At 73.7% G+C, this 20303-nt stretch carries 15 protein-coding genes; 12 read left to right on the forward strand and 3 right to left on the reverse strand.

Annotated elements, in window-relative coordinates:
• Positions 1 to 37: 37 nt before the first annotated feature.
• From C1701_RS11410 to C1701_RS11445, 8 genes are all read left to right on the forward strand, one after another.
• Positions 38 to 979, forward strand: a complete 942-nt coding sequence (locus tag C1701_RS11410; protein WP_026417914.1) for an ABC transporter ATP-binding protein — start codon at positions 38 to 40, stop codon at positions 977 to 979.
• A gap of 5 nt (positions 980 to 984) precedes the next feature.
• On the forward strand, positions 985 to 1719 hold the full coding sequence (locus C1701_RS11415; protein ID WP_026417915.1) for an ABC transporter permease: 735 nt from the start codon (positions 985 to 987) through the stop codon (positions 1717 to 1719).
• Between the two features lie 237 nt (positions 1720 to 1956).
• Complete coding sequence (locus tag C1701_RS11420; protein WP_026417916.1) at positions 1957 to 2904, forward strand: ABC transporter ATP-binding protein; 948 nt, start codon at positions 1957 to 1959, stop codon at positions 2902 to 2904.
• Positions 2901 to 3662, forward strand: a complete 762-nt coding sequence (locus tag C1701_RS11425) for an ABC transporter permease (RefSeq protein WP_030106424.1) — start codon at positions 2901 to 2903, stop codon at positions 3660 to 3662. The genes C1701_RS11420 and C1701_RS11425 overlap by 4 nt, the downstream gene beginning before the upstream one ends.
• A 367-nt stretch (positions 3663 to 4029) precedes the next feature.
• Positions 4030 to 4707, forward strand: coding sequence for a hypothetical protein (locus C1701_RS11430; protein ID WP_245588718.1), 678 nt, complete (start codon positions 4030 to 4032; stop codon positions 4705 to 4707).
• Between the two features lie 1614 nt (positions 4708 to 6321).
• Positions 6322 to 8475, forward strand: a complete 2154-nt coding sequence (locus C1701_RS11435; protein ID WP_051313579.1) for an Hsp70 family protein — start codon at positions 6322 to 6324, stop codon at positions 8473 to 8475.
• 72 nt (positions 8476 to 8547) lie between these two features.
• A complete protein-coding gene (gene trmB, locus C1701_RS11440; protein ID WP_030106427.1) occupies positions 8548 to 9258 on the forward strand; it encodes a tRNA (guanosine(46)-N7)-methyltransferase TrmB in 711 nt (236 codons plus the stop codon).
• 163 nt (positions 9259 to 9421) lie between these two features.
• Positions 9422 to 10723 (forward strand): nitric oxide synthase oxygenase, encoded by a 1302-nt coding sequence (locus C1701_RS11445; protein ID WP_103055899.1) that lies wholly within the window; start codon positions 9422 to 9424, stop codon positions 10721 to 10723.
• A 64-nt stretch (positions 10724 to 10787) separates the two neighbouring features.
• On the opposite strand, the gene C1701_RS11450 is transcribed toward C1701_RS11445, so the two are convergent.
• Positions 10788 to 11009, reverse strand: a complete 222-nt coding sequence (locus C1701_RS11450; protein WP_026417920.1) for a hypothetical protein — start codon at positions 11007 to 11009, stop codon at positions 10788 to 10790.
• A gap of 558 nt (positions 11010 to 11567) precedes the next feature.
• On the opposite strand from C1701_RS11450, the gene C1701_RS11455 reads away from it, so the two are divergent.
• On the forward strand, positions 11568 to 11762 hold the full coding sequence (locus C1701_RS11455) for a hypothetical protein (protein WP_035275363.1): 195 nt from the start codon (positions 11568 to 11570) through the stop codon (positions 11760 to 11762).
• A gap of 78 nt (positions 11763 to 11840) precedes the next feature.
• Here the strand turns inward: C1701_RS11455 and C1701_RS11460 are convergent, their stop codons facing one another.
• Positions 11841 to 14099, reverse strand: coding sequence for an FtsX-like permease family protein (locus tag C1701_RS11460; protein ID WP_103055900.1), 2259 nt, complete (start codon positions 14097 to 14099; stop codon positions 11841 to 11843).
• Positions 14090 to 14806, reverse strand: coding sequence for an ABC transporter ATP-binding protein (locus C1701_RS11465; protein WP_337662235.1), 717 nt, complete (start codon positions 14804 to 14806; stop codon positions 14090 to 14092). Before C1701_RS11465 ends, C1701_RS11460 begins: the two co-directional genes overlap by 10 nt.
• A 193-nt stretch (positions 14807 to 14999) precedes the next feature.
• On the opposite strand from C1701_RS11465, the gene C1701_RS11470 reads away from it, so the two are divergent.
• From C1701_RS11470 to C1701_RS11480, 3 genes are all read left to right on the forward strand, one after another.
• Positions 15000 to 16241, forward strand: coding sequence for a sensor histidine kinase (locus tag C1701_RS11470; protein WP_051713248.1), 1242 nt, complete (start codon positions 15000 to 15002; stop codon positions 16239 to 16241).
• A 101-nt stretch (positions 16242 to 16342) separates the two neighbouring features.
• Positions 16343 to 16960: a response regulator gene (locus C1701_RS11475; RefSeq protein ID WP_030106434.1), complete on the forward strand. Its 618-nt coding sequence runs from the start codon at positions 16343 to 16345 to the stop codon at positions 16958 to 16960.
• Positions 16961 to 17503: 543 nt separating this feature from the next.
• Complete coding sequence (locus tag C1701_RS11480) at positions 17504 to 20284, forward strand: MinD/ParA family ATP-binding protein (RefSeq protein WP_103055901.1); 2781 nt, start codon at positions 17504 to 17506, stop codon at positions 20282 to 20284.
• Positions 20285 to 20303 lie beyond the last annotated feature (19 nt).

The raw sequence follows: 20303 nt of genomic DNA on the forward strand, positions 1-20303 counted from the left end.
GCGACGCCCGACAGGGGCGGGCGGGGAGTTGGTGACCATGATCGAGGCACGAGGCCTCACCAGGAGGTACGGCAACAAGGTCGCGGTGGACGACCTGTCGTTCTCGGTGCGGCCGGGGCGGGTGACCGGCTTCCTCGGGCCGAACGGCGCGGGGAAGTCCACGACGATGCGGATGATCCTGGGCCTGGACCGCCCGACCAGCGGAACGGTCCGCGTGAACGGGCAGGCCTACCACGAGCTGGACCAGCCACTCCGCCGCATCGGCGCGCTGCTGGACGCGAAGTGGGTGCACCCGAACCGGTCGGCGCGGGCCCACCTGCGCTGGCTGGCCAGGACGAACCGGCTGCCCGACCGGCGGGTGGACGAGGTGCTGGAGGCCGTGGGCCTCGCGGCCGTCGCGAACCGCCCGGCCGGCGGGTTCTCGCTGGGGATGTCGCAGCGGTTGGGGATCGCGACCGCGTTGTTGGGGGACCCCGAGATCTTGATGTTCGACGAGCCGGTCAACGGCCTCGACCCCGAGGGGATCCGCTGGATCCGTGGCTTCATGCGGGACCTCGCCGCGCAGGGCCGGACCGTCTTCGTCTCCAGCCACCTGCTCTCCGAGATGGCGCAGACGGCCGAGGACCTGGTGGTGATCGGCCGGGGGAAGCTGATCAGCCAGTGCACCACGGCCGAGTTCATCGACAACGCCAGCGAGTCCCTCGTGCGGGTGCGGACTCCCCAGGCGGAGGAACTGCGGGCGGCGCTGGCACGGGCCGACGCCGAGGTCAGGGTCGAGGTCGAGACCGGTGCCCTGCTGGTCTCGGGTGTGACGACCCAGCTCGTCGGCGAGGTGGCGGCCGCGGGTGGCGTGGTGCTGCACGAACTCGCGGTCGAACGCGCCTCCCTCGAACAGGCGTTCATGCGCCTGACCGACGACGCGGTCGAGTACCAGACGACCGCCCTGCCCGCTCCCGAGCTCGTGACCGCCGGAAGGTGAGTGCCGTGAACCTGATCTCGGCGGAAAGCATCAAGCTCTTCTCCACCCGGTCGCCCTGGTGGTGCAACCTCCTCGCGATGGTCCTCCCGGTGGGCTTCGCCACCGCGGCCGTGCTGAGCTGGCCGACCGACGTGCCGATCTCGGTCACCGAGGTCCAGATGGGTTACCAGTTCGGCATGATGCTGGTGCTGGTCATGGCGGCTCTCGCGGTCACCACCGAGTACCGCTTCGGCACGATGCGCACGACCTTCCAGGCCGTGCCGGGGCGGTCCTCCGCGCTGTTGGCGAAGACCGCGCTGGTGGCCGGCGTCGCCGGACTGGTCGGTCTCGTCGCCGCGCTCGGGTCGTTGGGCGTGGCCTCGGTCCTGCACCCGGTCTCCGATCTCGGGTTGGGGACCGCCGACGAGCTGAGGGCGGTCCTCGGGGTCGCCCCGGTGTTCGTGTTCTCGGCGGTGATCGCGGTGGCGGTCGGGCTCCTCGTCCGGCAGAGCGCGGGAGCGCTGGCCCTGCTCCTGGTCTGGCCGATGTTGGTGGAACCGCTCGTCTCGGTCATCCCGACCGTGGGTGAGCACATCCAGCAGTGGATGCCCTTCGTCGCGGCCGACCACTTCCTGCGGGGAGAGCGCAGCATGATCGCCGACCCGGTGCTCTCCCCGGCCATGGCGCTCGCCTACTTCGCCGCGGTGTCGGTCGGCCTGCTCGCCGTCGCGCTGGTGGTGGCGCGCCGCCGGGACGCCTGAGCCGGCTCCCGGTGGGGGGTGTCCGACCCCCCTCGGCGGGGTACCTCTGCTCCGACGGGCCGGGCCGTGCGGCCCGGCCCTGAGGGAGTGACCGTCCGCGCTGGTCAGAGCCCGTTCCCTCGTCGGTGAAACACCTGGCAAGAAAAGTGATATCATCTTGCTAGAAGTCACGAGGAGTGATTCGTGACGGCGAGTGCGTCGACCGGGGTAACCCGTTCGGCCACACGAGGAGGGACGATGATCGAGGTAGAGCACCTCACGAAGCGGTACGGGCGGACGGTCGCGGTGGATGACCTGTCGTTCTCCGTGCGGCCGGGGCGGGTGACGGGCTTCCTCGGGCCGAACGGCGCGGGGAAGTCCACGACGATGCGGATGATCCTGGGCCTGGATCGCCCCACCAGCGGAACCGTGCGGATCGACGGGAAGCCCTACCGGGAGCTGGACCGTCCGCTGACCAGGGTCGGCGCGCTGTTGGACGCGAAGTGGGTGCACCCGAACCGCTCGGCGCGGGCGCACCTGCGGTGGATGGCCAGGACCAACCGGCTGCCGAACCGGCGGGTGGACGAGGTGCTGGAGACCGTCGGTCTGTCGGGGGTGGCCGACCGGCGGGCGGGAGGTTTCTCGCTGGGGATGTCGCAGCGGTTGGGGATCGCGGCGGCGTTGTTGGGGGACCCCGAGATCCTGATGTTCGACGAGCCGGTCAACGGTCTCGACCCCGAGGGAATCCTCTGGATCAGGCAGATCATGCAGCGGCTGGCCTCGGAGGGGCGGACCGTGCTCGTCTCCAGCCACCTGCTGTCCGAGATGGCTCAGACGGCGGAGGAACTCGTCGTGATCGGCCGGGGGAAGCTGATCAGGCAGTGCGGCACGGCGCAGTTCGTCGACGAGGCGAGCGGGGCCACGATCCGGGTTCGGACCCCGCAGGTGGAGCGCCTGAGGGGTGCGCTCCACCAGGAGGGGATCGAGGTCAGGGACGAGGTCGTCGACGAACTGCCCACCCTCGTCGTGGCGGGTACCAGCAGCGAGCGGGTGGGGGAGATCGCCGCCGCGCAGGGCGTGGTGCTGCACGAGCTCTCGGTCCAGCGGGGGTCCCTGGAACAGGCGTTCCTCCAGCTCACGAACGAGGCCGTCGAGTACCACGCGCATGACGGCGCCACCACCGGGAACGAGGGGACCGACCGATGACCCTGCTCGCCGTCGAACGGATCAAGCTCTTCTCCACCCGCTCGCCGTGGTGGTGCATGGTGGTCGCGGTCGGTCTCACCGTCGGGTTCACCGCCCTGATGTCGGGCTTCGCCAACGAGCAGGGCACGGTGACCGTCGGGTTCACCCAGTTCAGTTACCAGTTCGGGCTGATGGTGCTGATGGTGATGGCGGTGCTGGCCGTGACCACCGAGTACCGGTTCGGCACCATCCGCACCACCTTCCAGACGGCCCCCAACCGGGCCGCGGTCCTGACCGCGAAGGCACTGCTGGTGGCGGTGCTCGCCGGGGTCGTCGCGCTCGCCGCGGCGTTCCTCTCCTTCTGGGTCAGCGACCTGCTGGCCACCAATTCGGACCTGAGCCTGTCCGGAGCGGACGCCTGGCGCAACGTGGCCGGTACCGGTCTGGTCGCCTTCCTCGCCGCCGTGCTCTCCGTCGCGGTGGGAATCCTGCTGCGCCAGTCAGCCGCCGCCGTGACGGTGGTCCTCGTGTGGCCGCTGCTGGTGGAGGGTCTCGTCTCGCTGATCCCGAGGATCGGCCAGGACATCCAGTCGTGGATGCCCTTCGTGGCCGCCCACCACTTCCTGTTCGGCGGGCAGCCCGACAGCGCCGAGGCCGCGATGATGATGGGCATGTCGGATGTCCCCTACGGCCCGTGGGCGGGCATCGCCTACTTCGGTGCGATCTCGGTGGGCCTGTTCGTCGTCGCGGTCATCACCGCGAGCCGCCGCGACGCCTGAGCGGGCCGGTTCCGGCGGTCCTCCACGGCCGGGTGGGCGACCCCGGATTCGTTTGGGAACCGCCCCGACCCGGGGAACCCCTTCATGAAGTGCTTGTTAACGCGATCGCGCTGACCGGCGCCCTCGTTCGGGATACCCGGGCTGCTCTGGATGGGGCAGCCCGGGTTTCTCCTTGTCCGGCCGATGGAAACGGAACCTTAACGAAGGGCCCTCCCGGGCTTCCGCGATCGCGTCACCAGGCCCGAATGCCGCTAGTATCGAAGGTGAAATCAACTGGTGATATACACCGGAAGTACGTGAGGTCGGTATCCGGTCGAACATGGCTCGAAGCAGTAGCTGAACTCCTACCTGGGGGGCAGGAGGATCGATGACAACGTTGCGACGCAAGCCTGACCCGCAAGAACGTGACGAGGACCCCACCCCGTTCGGCCCCGAGCGTCTCGTCTCCGGGGCAGGATGGGTTCCCCGACAGCAGCGGACGCCGCCGCGGTCGTGGAGCGACGACGCCGGGGACACCCTCGGCCCCATCGAGCGATCGGTTCCGTGGCCAGAGCCGATGCCGGAACTGGAATGGTTCCTCGCGCTCGAGGGCAGCGCCGCCGACGGAGCGTCCGAACCCTCCGACGCCAGGAACTCCTGGGTGCACTGGGCATCGGAGGCCGAGGTGCTCGACCTGTACCGAGGGGCTCTGACCGCCGGCGGTGATCCACCGGCGCCGTGGTGGATCCGCGCCATGCACATCGGGACCCTGGCGTCCAGGGCCGACGGTTTCGCACTGGAGGACGAGGTGCACGACGTCCTCTCCGAACGCCCGGGCTGGGTCTTCGTCCCCTGGGCCGGCAACGGAAGAAGCCCCTACTGGGAGTACACCCCCTCCGATGACGGTCGGGCCATCCAGCCCACCACGATCCTCTTCGGCGAACGGCACCCCGGCTTCGTCCTGGTGCTGCCCGCCCACGGCGTCACCCCGACGCCGGTGCGACCCCTCGGCGGCGTCGCGGGTCTGGTCGAACGCCTCACCGAGATCGGCTCCTGGCGGGTCTGACGCCGCCGGGAGTCCGCGCGCTCCACGCGCCTGCCCATCGCCGCGTGTCCTGGTCATGCCGCAGCAGCGCCGCTGCCGGCAGGCACCACCCCTTCGCCTCACCCTCCGCGCCGTCGTCGGCGTGGACGAGGAGCGTCCGTCCTTTCCCGACTCCCAGTGCCGTGCGCCGACCCGTCGGCCCGCGTCCGGGTTGGCCCCCGTGCGGCGGGCCGGCGTCGGTTGTTCCTTGGCAGGCGGGGTGCAACGGGTGGTGCCCTGCCGCCCCCGCCTGCCGGTCACCCCACCTCGGACTCCGGCCGCGCGCGACACGGCGGGTTGCCCGATCCGGGATGTGAGTGCGAGCGCGTCGGGGGGCGAGCGCGCTCACCTCAATGCGATGAATCGCACAAGACAGTATGCCGCGCTACAACTTCCGCAAATGATCACCCGATAGGTGCCACTAGACACCCCGGTCGCGGGGGTGTCGCACGATCGGGGCCGCTCCTGACGGAGGCGGGCGCCACGAACGCCGTCCGCCCGCCGGTGGGGGCCGTGGAGTGGTGGGTGTGGCCAGCCGGTGAGCCCGTCGCCAGCGCCCACGCCGCTTCGGTACCACGGCGGCGCTCCGTCCACACCGGACTACCTGCTCCGGGTGGCCCGCGCGCTGCTCGGGCCGCGCCCCGCGCCGGTGGTGGGCGGAAGGTGAGCGGCTGGCCGGGGTCACGTGGCCGCCTCGCCGGATCCACCCCCCGCTGCCGGTGCGTGTCCCCGCTCGGCCATCCCACGCACCCTTCGCGGATCGCGCCGGCACGGACGGCTCGCCGGGGGAACGCCCGCGTGCGCCACCACCCGTCGCCGGTTCCGGCGGCCGCACGTCCCTGCCCTGGTGGCTCCCGGTAGAGGAGGACAGCGTGTCGAGCGACCGGCGCCAGGCGGACGGGAGCGGCCAACCCCCGGCGCCCTCGCCGACCGCCGAGGTGGGGCTGGCCCGAGGGCGGACGACCTGATGGGAACGGCGAAGCCCGGCCGCCTGGCGGACGGGCCTCGCTCCCCCGACGGGCCCCTCGGCCTTCGGGCCCGGCCGAGGCCGAGCGAGGAGGGGCCGGGGGTACCGTGGCGACTCCTCGACCGGCCCCGGTGCGGGTCGGGTCCCGAGGCCGTGGCACCGGTGCTGATCCGCATGTCCTCGAGGTGGACCGCGCGCTCCGGTCGGGGGCGCCCCTGGTCCTCGCCGCGCGGCGGCTGACATCCCGAGGCGACCCACCACTTCCCACTCCTGGCTCCCGGGGCCGGTGCCGGATGCGGTGGCGCCGTCGGGCTGCCACCGGTGGTACCACCATTCCCGCGCCAGGCACCGGGTCGGTCGGCCCGGCGCTGGGACCGGGTGAACCCGTGCCGCCCCGGTGGTCGGCGAGGTGGTGCCCTCCGGTTCGGCCGCGGTGGGCGGTCCGTGAGACCGACGGCACCGCCCGTCCACCCGGTTCCAGCCCCGGAGCGGACCTGCGGGGACGGCGTCGCTACGGCGCGCGGGTTTTCGGGGGGCGGAGCGGCGGGCCCAGCCCGCCGTGGGCGCCCGCGCGACGGATGCCCACCCGTAGCCTGTGAACCGCACGACGTCAGGGAGGACTCGATTCGGTGCGTGAACTCGCCGTCGACTTCGGCACGTCCAACACGGTGGCCGCGGTACGCGCTTCTCCCCACGAGCGGCCCAGGCTGCTGGCGGTGGACGGCTGGCAGGTGCTCCCCTCCGCCGTGTGGCTGGCGCCGGACGGCGAGCTGGTGGTGGGGGTCGACGCCCAACGCCAGGCGCGACTGGACCCGACCCGCTACGAGCCGACGCCGAAGCTCCGCGTCGACGAGGTCGAGGTGCTGCTCGGCGACCGGGTGGTGCCCGTCGTCGACCTGATCGCGGCGGTGCTGCGCAGGGTGGCGGGTGAGGCTCGGCGCCAGCTCGGCGGCGAACCGCACCGGGTCGTGCTGACCCACCCGGCCGACTGGCACCGGATCCGCCGGAACACCCTGCGGGCGGCGGCGAGGGCCGCCGGTTGGTCGGGGCCGGTCAGCCTCCTCGCGGAACCGGTCGCGGCGGCCGCCCACTTCGCCGAGGTGACCAGCCACGAGCGGGTCGTCCACCCAGGCCAGGCCCTGGCCGTCTTCGACATGGGCGGGGGTACGACGGACACGGCACTGGTCCACAGGGGACGGGATGACGGGTGGCGGGTGCTGGCCGAGGCCGGGACACCGGATCTGGGCGGCGGGGACGTCGACCAGCTGCTGCTGGAGCACATCCGGTCCTCGGTCGGTCCTGACCGGCCGGAGTGGGGCGAGTTGGTCCGCCCCTCGGGTCCCGCCGCCCGTCGCGCGGCACGAGCACTCGCCGATGACGTCCGCGCCGGCAAGGAAGCCCTGTCCCGGTATCCGCAGACCGACATCCCCCTGCCGGACCCCCTGCCCGACGCCCACGTCACCCGCGCCGAGTTGGAGGGCCTCGTCCGTCCAAGGCTCGAACGCACCGTCGCGATGCTCGCCGGCACGGTGGGCACGGCCAGGTCTGACCTGGCCGGGGTCTTCCTCGTGGGTGGGGCGACCCGGATGCCGCTGGTCGCGACCATGATCGGGGAACGGCTCGGTGTGGTGCCCGTCGCGGTGGAGTCCCCGGAGAGCAGTGTCGCGCTCGGCGCGTTGACCACCCGCGCGGCCAGTGACTTCACCGAACCCGGAGCCCCGCTCGGCGAGGAACGTCCGCCCGAGGACGGCGATGCCGTGACGGCGGTGACCCGGGCTACCGGTACCGGTGAGGAGCCGACCCGTCGGCTGGCGGACGGGCCGGCGTCGGCCGACCCTCGTGGCGCGGCGGCGGGTGGGGCCGTCCCGCCGGGCGCCGAGGCGCCCACCCGGAGCATCCGCGCCGAGGACGGCCCGACCAGTCGGGTCACCGCGACGCCGGTCGGTGGGCACCCCGCCGTCGCGCCCGCCCAGCCGGCTCCGGGCGCCGCCCCCACCGGCTACCCCGCGACGCGACCGGTCGACGCCAGTCGCGTCTACCGGGTGGACCAGGCCCCGTGGCAGCCCGCCCCACCAGCCCCACCCGCCCCGCGCGACCGGCGAGGCGGTCACCGCCGCGTCTGGTCGGTGGTGGCCCTGGTGGCCGTCGTGGTCGCCGTCGCGATCGCGGTGGTCCAGCTGTGGCCGGTGTCCGGCGACGACGTGTCCGGCCAGGACCCGGCCGGCCCCGGGGACGGCGGCAGGGCGACCGAGGGCCCACCCGGCACCGCCTCCCGGGTGGCGGAGACCCGCACCCACGAGGCGGAGGATCCAGCCAAGCCCGTCCCCGGTGGGCGGGTCGACCCGTCGGTCGGCGAGCTGTTCCGGGAGGAGGCGCTCCGGGACTTCGCCGGCTCCGCCGCCGCGGGTGCCGAGGAGTGCGCTCCGGCGGACATGCCGGTACTCGACATGGTCGTGGGGTCCGGGGACGCCGTGACCTGCGAGTACACCGTCGACGGGGTGGGTTGGACGGTGACCTTCCTCTCCGGGAGCGGAGCCTGTGAGGTCGCGCTGCTCGCGAGCTCGCTCGGGGAGTCCCACGGCGCGGGCACCTGGTCCGGTGGTGGGTACTCCGGTCGTTACCAGTTCGGCAGCCTGCCCGCCGGGGCCCCCGTGTCGGCGGCGCTCACCTACACGGCCGACGGAGAGCCGCTGTGCGGGGCGGTGGAGCCCTCCGGTGGAACGTCGGTCACTCCCGAACAGCTGGTCACCTTCTGGGAGGACAATGTGCGTCCGGTGGGGTGAGCGGAGGCGTTGGGCGCCGAACCCGCACCCGACCGGAGGACCAAGCGAGCAGGGAGAGGAGCGGTCGCAGCGATGCCGGTGACCGAGCAGGCACCGCACCTGAGGAGGGTGGTCAGCTACGTCCAGCGGGGCGAGCGGATGACCACCGGACAGCAGCGTGCCTGGGACACGTACTGGGCCGAGCTGGGCAGGGACGGGGACGGCCTTCCCGACGGCCCGTTGGACGTCGAGGGCTGGTTCGGCCGGTCCGCGCCGCTGATGCTGGAGATCGGCTCCGGGATGGGGGAGACCACCGCCCAGCTGGCCGCCGCCGAGCCGGAACTGAACTACCTGGCCGTCGAGGTGTACAAGCCGGGGCTCGCCCAGCTGCTCCTGCGGTGCGAACAACACCAGGTCGGCACCCTGCGGGCGGTGCGCGGTGACGCGGTGCGGCTGCTGTCCTCGAACATCCCGGTGGACTCCCTCGGGGGAGCCCGGATCTTCTTCCCCGACCCGTGGCCGAAGAAGCGGCACCACAAGCGGCGGCTCGTGCAGCCGGAGTTCGTGCGGCTGCTGGCCTCTCGCCTCGCGCCGGGCGCGTTGCTGCACCTGGCGACCGACTGGGAGCACTACGCGGCCCAGATGATGGCGGTGTGCTCGGCGGAACCGTCGCTGCGGAACCGGTACGCGGACGAACCGGGCGGGTGGGCTCCCCGGCCGGACTGGCGCCCGGTGACGAAGTTCGAGCAGCGGGCGACGGAGGAGGGCCGCGTCGTGCGGGACCTGTTCTTCGAACGGGTCTGAGCCGGTCGGGATCACTCGAACCGGTCATCAAGTGTCGGGGTCCGGGCGACGAAAGGGATCACTCTTCGCAGGTCACCGCTCGAACGGGTGGCCCCGCTGCCCTGAGCAGGATGACCCGTCCGGCAGTGACGCGTGAACGGGGAGCCGAACTACGTTCCGGTCCGTGTCCGCCTCGCACCGGAACTCCGTGTCCTCGCCCCACCGCCCCCCGTCGGTCGCCGCGTCGCGGGCGGCGGTCGGGGCGGTCGTCCGCCTGGACCACCCGGCGGACCGCCCCCGGGCCGGCGATCGCGGTTCTCCCAGCCAGGTGACCCCGTCGGGCGGGGCGTTTCCCGGCCGGCCCCGGCGCCTCCTCGACGGCGGGGGTGAGGCCGCCCGTGACGAGCGGGTGGTCGCGGAGGCGGTCGCGTTCCTGCGGCTCCACCACGCGGGCCAGACCGACCCGAGCGCCCTGTCGAGCAGGGTGGACCAGGTCAGGCGGGAGGTGGCCCGCACCGGCACCTACACCCACACCGGCGAGGAGTTGAGGTTCGGGGCCTGGCTCGCGCTCCGGGAAAGCGGCCACTGCCCCCCGGGAGTGGGCTGGCGGGACCTGGTGGTCAGGGACCTGCGCGTGGTGCGTGACCCGGCGGGCGTCGCCGCGGGCTGCGCGGACCACCTGCGGACGGCGGTCGTCCCCCCGTCTTCCCCGGCGGGCCGGGCCGGGGCCGGTGCCCCACCTCCCAGCGGTGGCCAGGTCAGGCCGGTGGTGACCGTGTTCGGGCCTGACCTCCCCGGTGAGCCGGCCGCGAGGGTGCACAACCTGGAGCTGGTCGGGTACGCGGGTTACGAGCGGTCCGGGGGCGCCGTCGTCGGGGACGCCCGGCATGTGGGGATCACCCGGTCGCTCGGTGGACTGGGCTGGCGACGTCCGCTGCGGCCGGGGCGGTTCGACCAGCTGCCGTTGGCGATCGCGTCCGGCGGGGCCAGCCCGATGCTTTTCGACGTCCCCCGGGACGCGGTGTACGAGGTGCCGCTCGAACATCCGGAGTGCGACTGGTTCCCGGAACTCGGGCTCCGTTGGCACGCGACGCGGGCCGTCACGGGACTGGCGCTGCGGGTCGGAGGCGTCGTCTACCCGGCCGCGCCGTTCAACACCCCTTACGGGGCCTGGGAGATCGCCGCCAGGCTCGGGGCGGCGGCGGGGTTCGGGGCCGAGGCCGAGGTGGCGAGCCGGTGGGCTCGCGAGGTGGATGCGGCCCCCGAACCCGGGCGGGGACTGGAGGAGCTGGAACGGGCGGTGGGGCACTCGTTCGCCGCGGCCGGCGTGGGCCTGGTGGGCCGGGTCGGGCCGGCGGAACGCCGGTGTTCGCGGCTCCGGGCCTGGCGCGGCTCGCGGGGCCCGGCGTGCTTCGTCGTGGAGCCGGACCGGCTGTTCGCTCTGCCGGGGCCGGGGACGGTGTCCGTCGCCCCGGCTCCCGGCTGATCGGGCGGCTCAGGAGGGGTGGTGAACCGTCGGGCGCGGGAGCCCCGTGCGGGGACCCGGCCGGTCACCGGGTGGAGAGGGAACCGTTGAGGACCAGGGCCTCCGGGCGGCGGCTGGCGCGGCGGGCACGCTCGGCGGTGGCGCGCCGGGCCGCCCGCTCCTCCTTCTCCTCGGCGCGCAGCGCCTGCCGCTCGGCGACGTCCGGCAGCACGGGGCTCAGCGCCATCAGCAGCAGCACGCCCAGCGCCAACAGGACGGCGGTCCAGGTGAAGGCCATCGTGAGCATCGTTGTCTCCTCGTCGTTCGGTGTGTTCCGTTGTCATGTCCCACTGTCGTCGCCGCGGCGGCTCGGCGAATCGGTCGATGAGCCGGGACCGCGCACCGATCGGCCGAGGGGGACTTCCCTGACCCCGAACCCCGAGGCGTTCCGGGGGCGGGCCGGCGGGGGACCCGGGGCGGAGGCCGTGGCCGCGAACGGCAGCGGGGCGGAGGCAGCCCGGAACCGGCTTCCGGCGGGGAGCCGGCGGTCGGCCCGTCCGCACCGGGCCGGGTGGGCGCGTGGGAGGCCGCCAACGGCGTTCGACCGCCTCCCCGACGAAGCGTCGGCGAGAGGCCGGCTGGCGTCCCCCGGCCGACGGCGGCCGGACGGGTCGGTGTCACCGGCCGACCGGAGGTCCGCGTTCGCCGCCCGGGAGCGGGGGGCGGGGGCGATCGACGGCACCCGTCCGTAGCCTGGGACGCTGACTGGCCCGACCGGTCGCAGCCCACCCGGGAACGGGCCGGCGCTGGACCCGGGTCACCTGGTGCGGGCGCACCACACCGAGCGGAGCCGGGAGGTTGTCGGATGTCGAAGCGCCGAGAGGGTAGCGAGCCCACCGCCCGGCAGAGCACGATGTGCCACAACTGCGGTGGTCAGGGGCACCTGCTGGAGCCGGTGTGCGCGGTGATCGGCGGCTCGGGGCGGTCCCTGCCCCAGCTGCGACCGTGCCGGTGGTGCGGCGAGTCCGGTCGGGTACCGGGGCTCACCCCGCCCACCTGAGCTGGCCGGGCCACCGGACCCTGTCGGGCATTCCCGGTGCGCCAGCGCCCCCGGTGCCGTCACACCGGACGGCCCCCGTCACCGGCCGGCCAGCGGTTCCCGGCTGGCGGAGCGGAGGGCGGGACCGGCCGTGGCGGCGGCGACCACCGCGGCCAGCGATCCCACGGCGACGGGCAGCACCAGCCAGCCGTTCGGCGAGGGAGCCAGGTCCCACCGCGACAGCACCGCCGCTCCCACGAGGAATCCCGCGCCGGAGGCCACGAGGCTCGCCACCAGCCTCGGCACCGCCGCCTCCAGCCGCGACGCCCGCCCCAGGGCCCGCACCGAGGCCCCCGCCGCCACCAGGGCCCCGATCGTCCGCCGCCGGTCCGTGATCGACCCGGCGGCGCTCAACGCGGCCCCGCACCCCGCGAGCAGCCCGGCCCCCAGCAGACCGAGCGCCGCGGCCCAGCGCAGCTCCTCGTGGAGCTGGTCCGCCACGGCCCTCCGCTGGGCGCCGCTGTCGACGGCGAGGCCGGGCGCGGCCCCTCCCAGGACCCCCCTGGTCGCCTCCCTGGTCCCGGAGGTCGTGGTCACCAGCACGGCGGCCTCGGTGAGCGCGCCGGGGTCGGCCAGCGCCGACGGGTCGACCAGCGCCCAGCCCTCCGCCGGCGGTGCTCCGTCCCGCTCCACCCGGCGGACCAGGTGATCAGCGCCCGCCAAGGCCAGCTGGTCACCCGCCAGGTGACCGCCGCCAGCCGAGTGCCGCACCACCCGGGGGCGGACGTCCGCCGCGCCGCCGCCGGCGAGGAGCACGGCCGGGGAGCCGGCGCAGTCCCCGGAGCTGACCCGACCGAAGGGGACGGCCTCGGCACAGGGCAGCACGAGCGCGTCCCACCGCGCGAGCCCGTGGCCCGCCACGGTCGCCAGTCCCGCGACGGCGACGGTGGCCTCGATCCCCCGCTCGTCGAGACCGGTGCGGACGGCGTCGGCGATGGGCACGGCCCGGGTGCTGGGCAGGTCGACGGTGAGGACGGAGTCGGCCACCGGACGCTCACCTGAGGTGGGACCGGGTGGGTTGGACAGCAGGGTGAGGGTGGTCGACGCCAGGAACACGGTCAGGACCAGCCCGGCCCCGGCGCGGTACGCGCCCACGGGGTCGGCCAGCAGCCGGCGGCCGGCCAGCAGCGCGGCCGGTCCACGCCAGAGCCGCGCGAAGGCACCACCGAGCGCGGCTGCCAGTGAGGGGCCGACGAGGGACACCGACAGGGGGAAGGCCACCAGCCCCAGCACCGCCAGCGGGAGCGCGTGCTCCCCCGACGCGTTCACCCCCCACAGGAGGACCGCCAGGGCGAGCACGGGCGCCACCCACCGCCACGGGGACGGCCGTTCCCACCGCCGCTCGCCGGCCGAGCCCCACGGCGACCGCGCCGCCCGGCGCGTTCCCACCACCGAGGCGGTCACGACACCCAGGGGCACCAGGACGGCCACGAGGAGCGTCATCGGACCGGGGGGCGCCAGGTCGTCCGGCGACCAAGGGCCGTCACGCCACGGCACCAGTGCGACCAGCGCGCGCAGCGGGGCACCCGCCACCAGGCCGGCCGCCGTGCCGAGGACGCCCGCCACCGCGGCTCCGGTCGCCGCCATCGCTGTGACCTGCCAGGGAGTGGCTCCCGAGAGCCGGAACGCCGCGAGCCGCCGGGGCCGGCGGGCCGCCGCCAGCCGGGCGGCCGAGGCGATCAGCACCAGGCAGGGCACACCGAGGGCCACGACGCCGAGGCCGGCCACGGCGAGCAGCGGGAGGTCGGGTTCGCCGCCGTGGACCGCCAGGCCGGGGACGGCGGCGGAGAAGGCCGGCAGCGTCCCCGGTTCGTGGCCGACCAGCGCGAGCAGCTGGTCGGGGTGCGCCAGAGCGGCCTCCTCGACCGTCCCGACCACCTCGCCGTCGAACCGCACGGCCAGGTCCTGGTACGGGAGGTCGGCCGCGAGCTCCGCCAGCGCCGAGGACATCAGCACCTCGCCGGGTTCGGGGAAGCGCGGCACACCCGGGGGGACGGGGATCGTGTCGGGGGAGATGTCCCCTCTGGCCGGGGCCACGTCGATCCTGGTGATGGCGCGGTCGCCGACGACGTCCGGCGTGGTGAGCACGAGCGCGCGAGCCGGCCGGGCGCCGTCGTCGGCAGGGTGTTGCCAGGACGCGCGGGCCGAGCGGTCCAACGCGGCTGACGGGAGGGTGACCAGGAGGGTGATCAGCGCGGTCGTGGCTGCGACCCCCAGTGCGGTGAGCAAGGTCGCGACCAGGGCGCGCCGGTCGGCCACCAGGACCCGCAGCGCCAGGCGGACGGCGTTCACGCGCACGCCCGCTCCGCGCTGAGCCGCCCGTCCCGCAGGACCAGCCGCCGGCTCGCCAGGGCGGCCACCGAGGAGTCGTGGGTGACCAGGACGACGGCCGCCCCGGTCGTGTGGGCGGCGTCCAGCATCGCGTCGACGGTGTCCCGCCCGGTCCCGCTGTCCAGGGCGCCGGTGGGTTCGTCGGCGAAGACCACCCGGGGTGAGTGCCCGAGCGCTCGGGCGACGGCCACCCGCTGGGCCTGCCCGCCGGTCAGCTCGCGGGGCCGGTGGCCCGTCAGGTCGCCGAGTCCCAGCCGGTTCAGCCAGGTGCCGGCGGTCTCGGTCGCCCTTGCCCGGGAGACGCCGGCCAGCAGCAGCGGCAACGCGGCGTTCTCCAACGCCGTCAGCTCGGGGACCAACATGCCGCCCTGGAACACGAAACCGAAGGCCCGCCGCCGCAGCTCGCTCCGCCTCCGCTCGCTGAGCGAGTCGATCCGGTGGCCGTCCAGGAGGACGGTGCCCTGGTCGGGCGGCAGGATTCCCGCCAGGACGTGGAGGAGGCTGGTCTTGCCCGAGCCGGAGGGGCCGACGACCGCCACGACCTCCCCGGCCCGGATCCCGAGGTCGACGTCCCGCAGCGCGACGGTGCGCCCGTAGCGTTTCGTCAGTCCACTGCCCCGCAGCACGGTGTCGCCCCGACCGGATCCGCCGAGGTGGGCGCCGGCGTTCACCACCGTTGTCCCCTTCCCATGACCAAGGCCCGGCGCCCCCCGATGGCGCCGGGCAGGGAGCATCCTGCCGTCCCGCGCCTTCCGCCCACTTCCTCCTCACGGTCGGGAAGCGCGGTTCTCCCCTCGGCCGATCGGCCGACATCCCGCACCGGTCGGCTGACGTCGCGGGCAGCGGACTTCCGTACCTTGACGTGTTGTGGCTTTCCCTCCTCCGCTCACCGAGCCGGCGCCACCGAACCGGAACCTGCGTGGCCTGCTGCGCCAGCAGTGGCCGCTGGTCCTGTTCTTCGGGTTCCTGCTCACGCTCAGCGGCTACGCCTCCCTCCGGCAGGGGCCGGCCGGGACGCTGGACGCGCTCAGCGCCGCCCTGACGGCCCTGTTCGCCGTGGTGGCGCCGCGCCGCCCGGTGCAGGCGGCCCTGCTCGGCGCGCTGTCGATCGTCGCCGTCGTCCCGGTCGCCCAGGACGCGTTCCGGGACGGGCTGGAGACCGCGGTGGCCGGCAACCTGGGGGTGAAGCTGGCGGCGGCGATGGTGTTGACCGCCTACGTGGTGCGGTTCAGCGGTCGGCGGGTCGCCTGGTGGTGCGTCGGAGCGCTCACCGCCGCCCTGTCCGTGCTGATCACGGTGTCCGGCGGCCCGCGACTGGAACGGGGGCTGGCCACGCTCTTCCAGTTCTCCCCGATCGGCGCGCTGCTGCTCGTCGTGTCGGTGGTGACCGGCCTCTACTTCAAGAGCCGGGACAGCGAACGACGCCACTCGGTGAGCCAGGAGGTGTCGGCGGCGCAGCAGGCGGAGCGGATGGCCCTCGCGCGGGAGCTGCACGACGTGGTGGCCCACCACGTGACGGGGATCGTCGTGCAGGCGCAGGCCGCCCGGGTGGTGGCCTCCGACAACCCCGAGGTGGCGTTGCGGGCGTTGGAGCTGATCGAGCGCAGCGGGGTGGAGTCGCTGGCGGCGATGCGACGGCTGGTGGGCACGATGCGGGGGGCACCGGCGGCGGGTTCCTCCAACGCCACCGAGCAGGCCACCACCGACCTCGACGCGGACCTGCGGCGGCTCACCGTGGACGCGGCCCGCAACGGCATCCCGGTCATCCTGGAGATGGACCAGCTCCAGCCGGTTCCCCCGGAGCTCGGCCGGTCGGTGCTGCGGCTGGTGCAGGAGGCGATGACCAACTCGGGCAAGCACGCCGCCGCGCTGACCTCGGTGGTGGTCCGGGTGGTCGAACGGGACGGCGGCCTGGAGGTGCGGGTCACCGACGACGGCCGGGGCAAGGCCGAGAAACCGGTGGGGGGTTCCGGGGGCTACGGTCTGGTGGGCATGCGGGAGCGGGTGGAACTGCTCGGGGGGCAGTTCGAGTCGGGGCCCGGCGACTACGGCGGCTGGCGCGTCTGGGCGTGGCTGCCGATCCGGGCGGAGAACGACTCCGACGGCTAGTGGGGGCTCCCGTTCCGGCAGCGAGCAGCAGACGTCTTCCGAACCGACAGACAGCCGAGGTGCCAGTGACGATCAAGGTGCTGATCGCCGACGACCAGGAGATGGTGCGCGCCGGGTTCAGGATGATCCTGGACGCGCAGCAGGACATCGAGGTGGTGGCCGACGTCTCCAACGGTGTGGACGCGGTCAACCAGGCCAGGGCACTGCGACCCGACGTGTGCCTGATGGACATCCGGATGCCCCGGCTCGACGGGTTGGAGGCGACCAGGCAGCTGGCGGGGCCGGAGGTCGTCGACCCGGTCAAGGTCGTGGTCGTGACCACCTTCGACCTCGACGAGTACGTCTCCAGCGCCCTGTCCTACGGGGCCTCGGGCTTCCTGCTCAAGGACGCGGGGCCGGCCCTGCTGGTGGAGGCGGTGCGGGCGGCGGTGCGCGGCGACGCCCTGGTGTCGCCGCAGATCACGGTGCGCCTGCTCCAGCACTACCAGTCGGGGCGCCGCACCAGCCAGCGCCGCCCGGACGTCTCCCTCACCGACCGGGAGCTGGACGTGGTGCGGGCGGTGGCGAACGGGCTGACCAACACTGAGATCGGCGGGAAGCTGTTCATGTCGCTGTCGACGGTGAAGACGCACCTGGCCTCGGTGCAGGGGAAGTTGGGCGCGCGGAACCGCGTCGAGGTGGCCGCCTGGGCCTGGCGTTCCGGCCTGATGGAGGACTGACGGGGGCAGGAGCCCCAGACTCCTCCCGCGCCAGCGCACTCCTGTCTGCGATGGACAGCAGGCGGAATGGTCGTGAGGTCGTCACCTTGGGTGTTCGCCCGACTCGCCAGGGCTAGTAGCGTGACGCCGTGTCCATTCCTGTTCGGGCCGGTGATCTGTCCCGGAGCTGCCGGCAGCTCCGGAGGCGACCGAGTCCATCAAGGAGAGTCCCCCGGCGCACCTCCTGCGGTACTACGCGGCGGAGTGCGGGCTGAAACACGCGCTGCTCCGCCGGCGGAACGGCCGGACCACCGATGACCTGGCGCTCGACCAGCGGAGGGGCGAGAGCGGGCACGACCTGCGGTCCCTCGCCAAGGAGCTCCGGCTGGCCGATGCCGACTACCGGGAACTGCGCGCCTGCCGGCGACACGGGTCCGGTTCCGTCCGGCACCACGAGCTGCACGAGGCGTGGCGGTACGGGGTGCGGCTGGACGCGGAGGGGGAACGGAGGGCCGTGGCAGCACTCGACCGGCTCGTCCAGTGGGCCGTCAAGGAGGGAGGCTCGTGAGCACGTTCGACCACTGGCACTCCGAGCCACCCACGTTCTTCACCTGGTTCGACGTGGAGCAGTGGTTCCGGGACCTGGCGGCCGAGGGGGAGTGGCCGGAGTGGCTGGTGGAGGTGGACGCCTACTGGGATTCCCTGGAGCTGACGCTCGACCAGCAGGTCACCTTCGGACAGGTCTGGGACTACCTCGGCGACACCCTGGGCCGCCTCACCGTCGACCGGGAGGCGGAGCGGCTGCTGCTCGAGGATGGCGGCGACGACGGTGGGAACGGGCTCGATGTCGTCCTCACCCGCGCGGCCCCGGACCACGACTCGGGAAGGCGGTATCGCCGGCCGAAGTGGAACGAGAACCGGGTGACCAGGGAGGTCGGTGAGGCACTGCCACGACCGAACAACGCCGAACTGCCGCACGGGGTCAACGTGGCGGCCTTCCACTCCTTCAAGGGAGGCGTGGGGCGGACCACGCACTGCGTGGCGACCGCGCGGGCCGTCGCCGCGAGCGGGCAGCGGGTGCTGCTGGTGGACGCCGACCTGGAGGCACCGGGGATCACCTGGATGCTGGAGGCGCAGGGCAACCGCATCACCTTCTCCTTCGAGGACTTCCTCGCCCTGCTGCACGGGGCCGACGAACCGGACCGCGCCGTCGCCGTGGCCAGGAGGCACCTCGCCAACCAGGAGATCGACGGGGTCCTGCTGCTGCCGGCCCGGCGCGACCCGAACCGGACCGAACCACCTCGCCTGGCGCCGGGCGACCTGCTGACCCCCAGCCGCTCCCGCTACTTCCTCACCGAATCCCTGGCGAGGCTCGCCCACGCACTCGGTGCGGGCACCGCCCTGGTGGACCTGCGCGCCGGGGCGAGCGAGTTGAGCGCGCCGGCGCTGCTCGACCCCCGCGTGCACCGCGTGTTCGTCACCACGGCCAGCGACCAGTCCGTCCGGGGCACGGTGGCAATGCTGGACGAGGTGCGCCGCCGGGCGCCCAGCACCGCGGAGGACGACCCGGTCCCGACCGTGATCGTCACCCAGTACCAGAACTCGGTGCACGACGGCGTCGTGGAGGACGCGGCGGCGCGGCTCGCCGAGGCTGTCACCCGGATCATGAAGGGCGGGGCGGGGGCGGAGGAGGTGGCCGGGGAGGAGGACCCGACCACCGAGCTGCTGGTCACGACACCGCTCCGGAGTCCGTTCTCGCCGGGGCTGCTGGCGCTCCCCGCCTCCTGGGACGGGGTCGCCGCCGCCAGCGACCGGGCTGGCCTGGGGCGCGTCGTGGCCGGCCTCGCCGACAACCTCCGTGCCGGGGCCACCCCGGAGCCGGTGGCGGACGTGTCGCCCTCGGATCGGCCCAGCCTGCCGGACCGCCGCCGCTGGTTGGCCGAGCGGGCCCAGTTGCTGACCTACGCCGAAACCGCGATGAAGCGGGACGAGGATGCCGGTTTCCTCCGTACCAACTCCCTCGTGAACCTGGCCTCGGCGCATCGCACCGAGGCCCCGGTCGAGGTGGTCGTGGGGGCGAAGGGGTCCGGGAAGACCTTCACCTTCCTGTCCCTGTGCCGACGGCGGACCTGGGGCGCCTTCGGCGCAGACCTGGGTGTCCGGGACATCGAGCTGGACGCGGACATCGTTCCGGTCCTGTCCTCCCAGAACCTCACCGATGGCATCGGGCAGGACATCGACGAGATCCGCCGCTCGGCCGTGAACCGGCTGGCCAGCGTGGAGGGGGCCGAGGTCGAGGTTCCCGCGTGTGACCCCAAGGAGTTCATCGACGAGAAGCTGAAGGAGGACCGGACCGACGGCGACTGGCGGCGGATCTGGCTCACCGTCCTCGCCGGCTCGGTGGGGATCCCGGCGGAGCCCGACACCGCCGAGGACTACCTGGTGGAGCTGGCCCGGAGGCGCAGCGCGATCTTCGTGGTCGACGGCCTGGAGGACCTTTTCCAGGGGATCAGCCGGGAGTCCCGCCAACAGCAGGCGCTCCGGGTGTTGCTGACCACCTGCATGGAGTGGATGCGCAAGCTCCGGGGCCGGCCGCTCGGGCTGGTCATCTTCGTCCGGCGGGATCTCGTGCGGTACGCCATCACCCAGAACACGGCGCAGTTCCTCGCGCGTTACCAGCAGTTCGAGCTGCGCTGGGACCACGTGGAGGTGCTGCGCCTGGTGGCCTGGGTCTGCCATCACTCCCGCGCGTTGCCGAGGGCGAGCGAGGACCTCGTGCAGTCGGCGGGCCACGACGTCCTCTCCGAGCACCTCCTCTCGCTGTGGGGGGAGCGGCTGGGTTCCGCGCGGAGCAGGGAGGTGGGGTCGCAGGCCTGGTTCCTCGCCGCGTTGTCCGACTCCAACCAGCAGATCCAGGCCCGGGACATCGTCTCCTTCCTCAAGGAGGCGGCGGAGGAGTCCGCCGACGACCCCTCCCCGACGAAGTGGACCGACCGGCTGCTGACCCCGACGTCCATGCGGCGGGCGCTACCTGCGTGCAGCGCCCAGAAGATATTCGCGATCCAGGAGGAGATCCGCACGATCAAGGAGGTCTTCGATCACATGCGGACCCTCGACCACGAGGGGCGGAAGGTGCCGTTCCGGCGGGAGGACGTCGGGCTGAGCCTGGAGGACATCGCCCTGCTGGAGTCGAACGGGGTGGTGTTCCTCGTGGAGAACGAGTACTGGATGCCCGAGATCTACCGGCACGGGCTGAACTTCAAGGCGACCACCCGCCGACCCAGGGTGCTGGGCGTGGCGAAGCTGGTGCGCGGCTCGTCCCCCGGGGGCGCGGGACGGCGCTGACGGGAGCGGGTGGGAGGGG

Source organism: Actinoalloteichus sp. AHMU CJ021 (assembly GCF_002895405.1).
Taxonomy (GTDB): Bacteria; Actinomycetota; Actinomycetes; order Mycobacteriales; family Pseudonocardiaceae; genus Actinoalloteichus_B; species Actinoalloteichus_B caeruleus.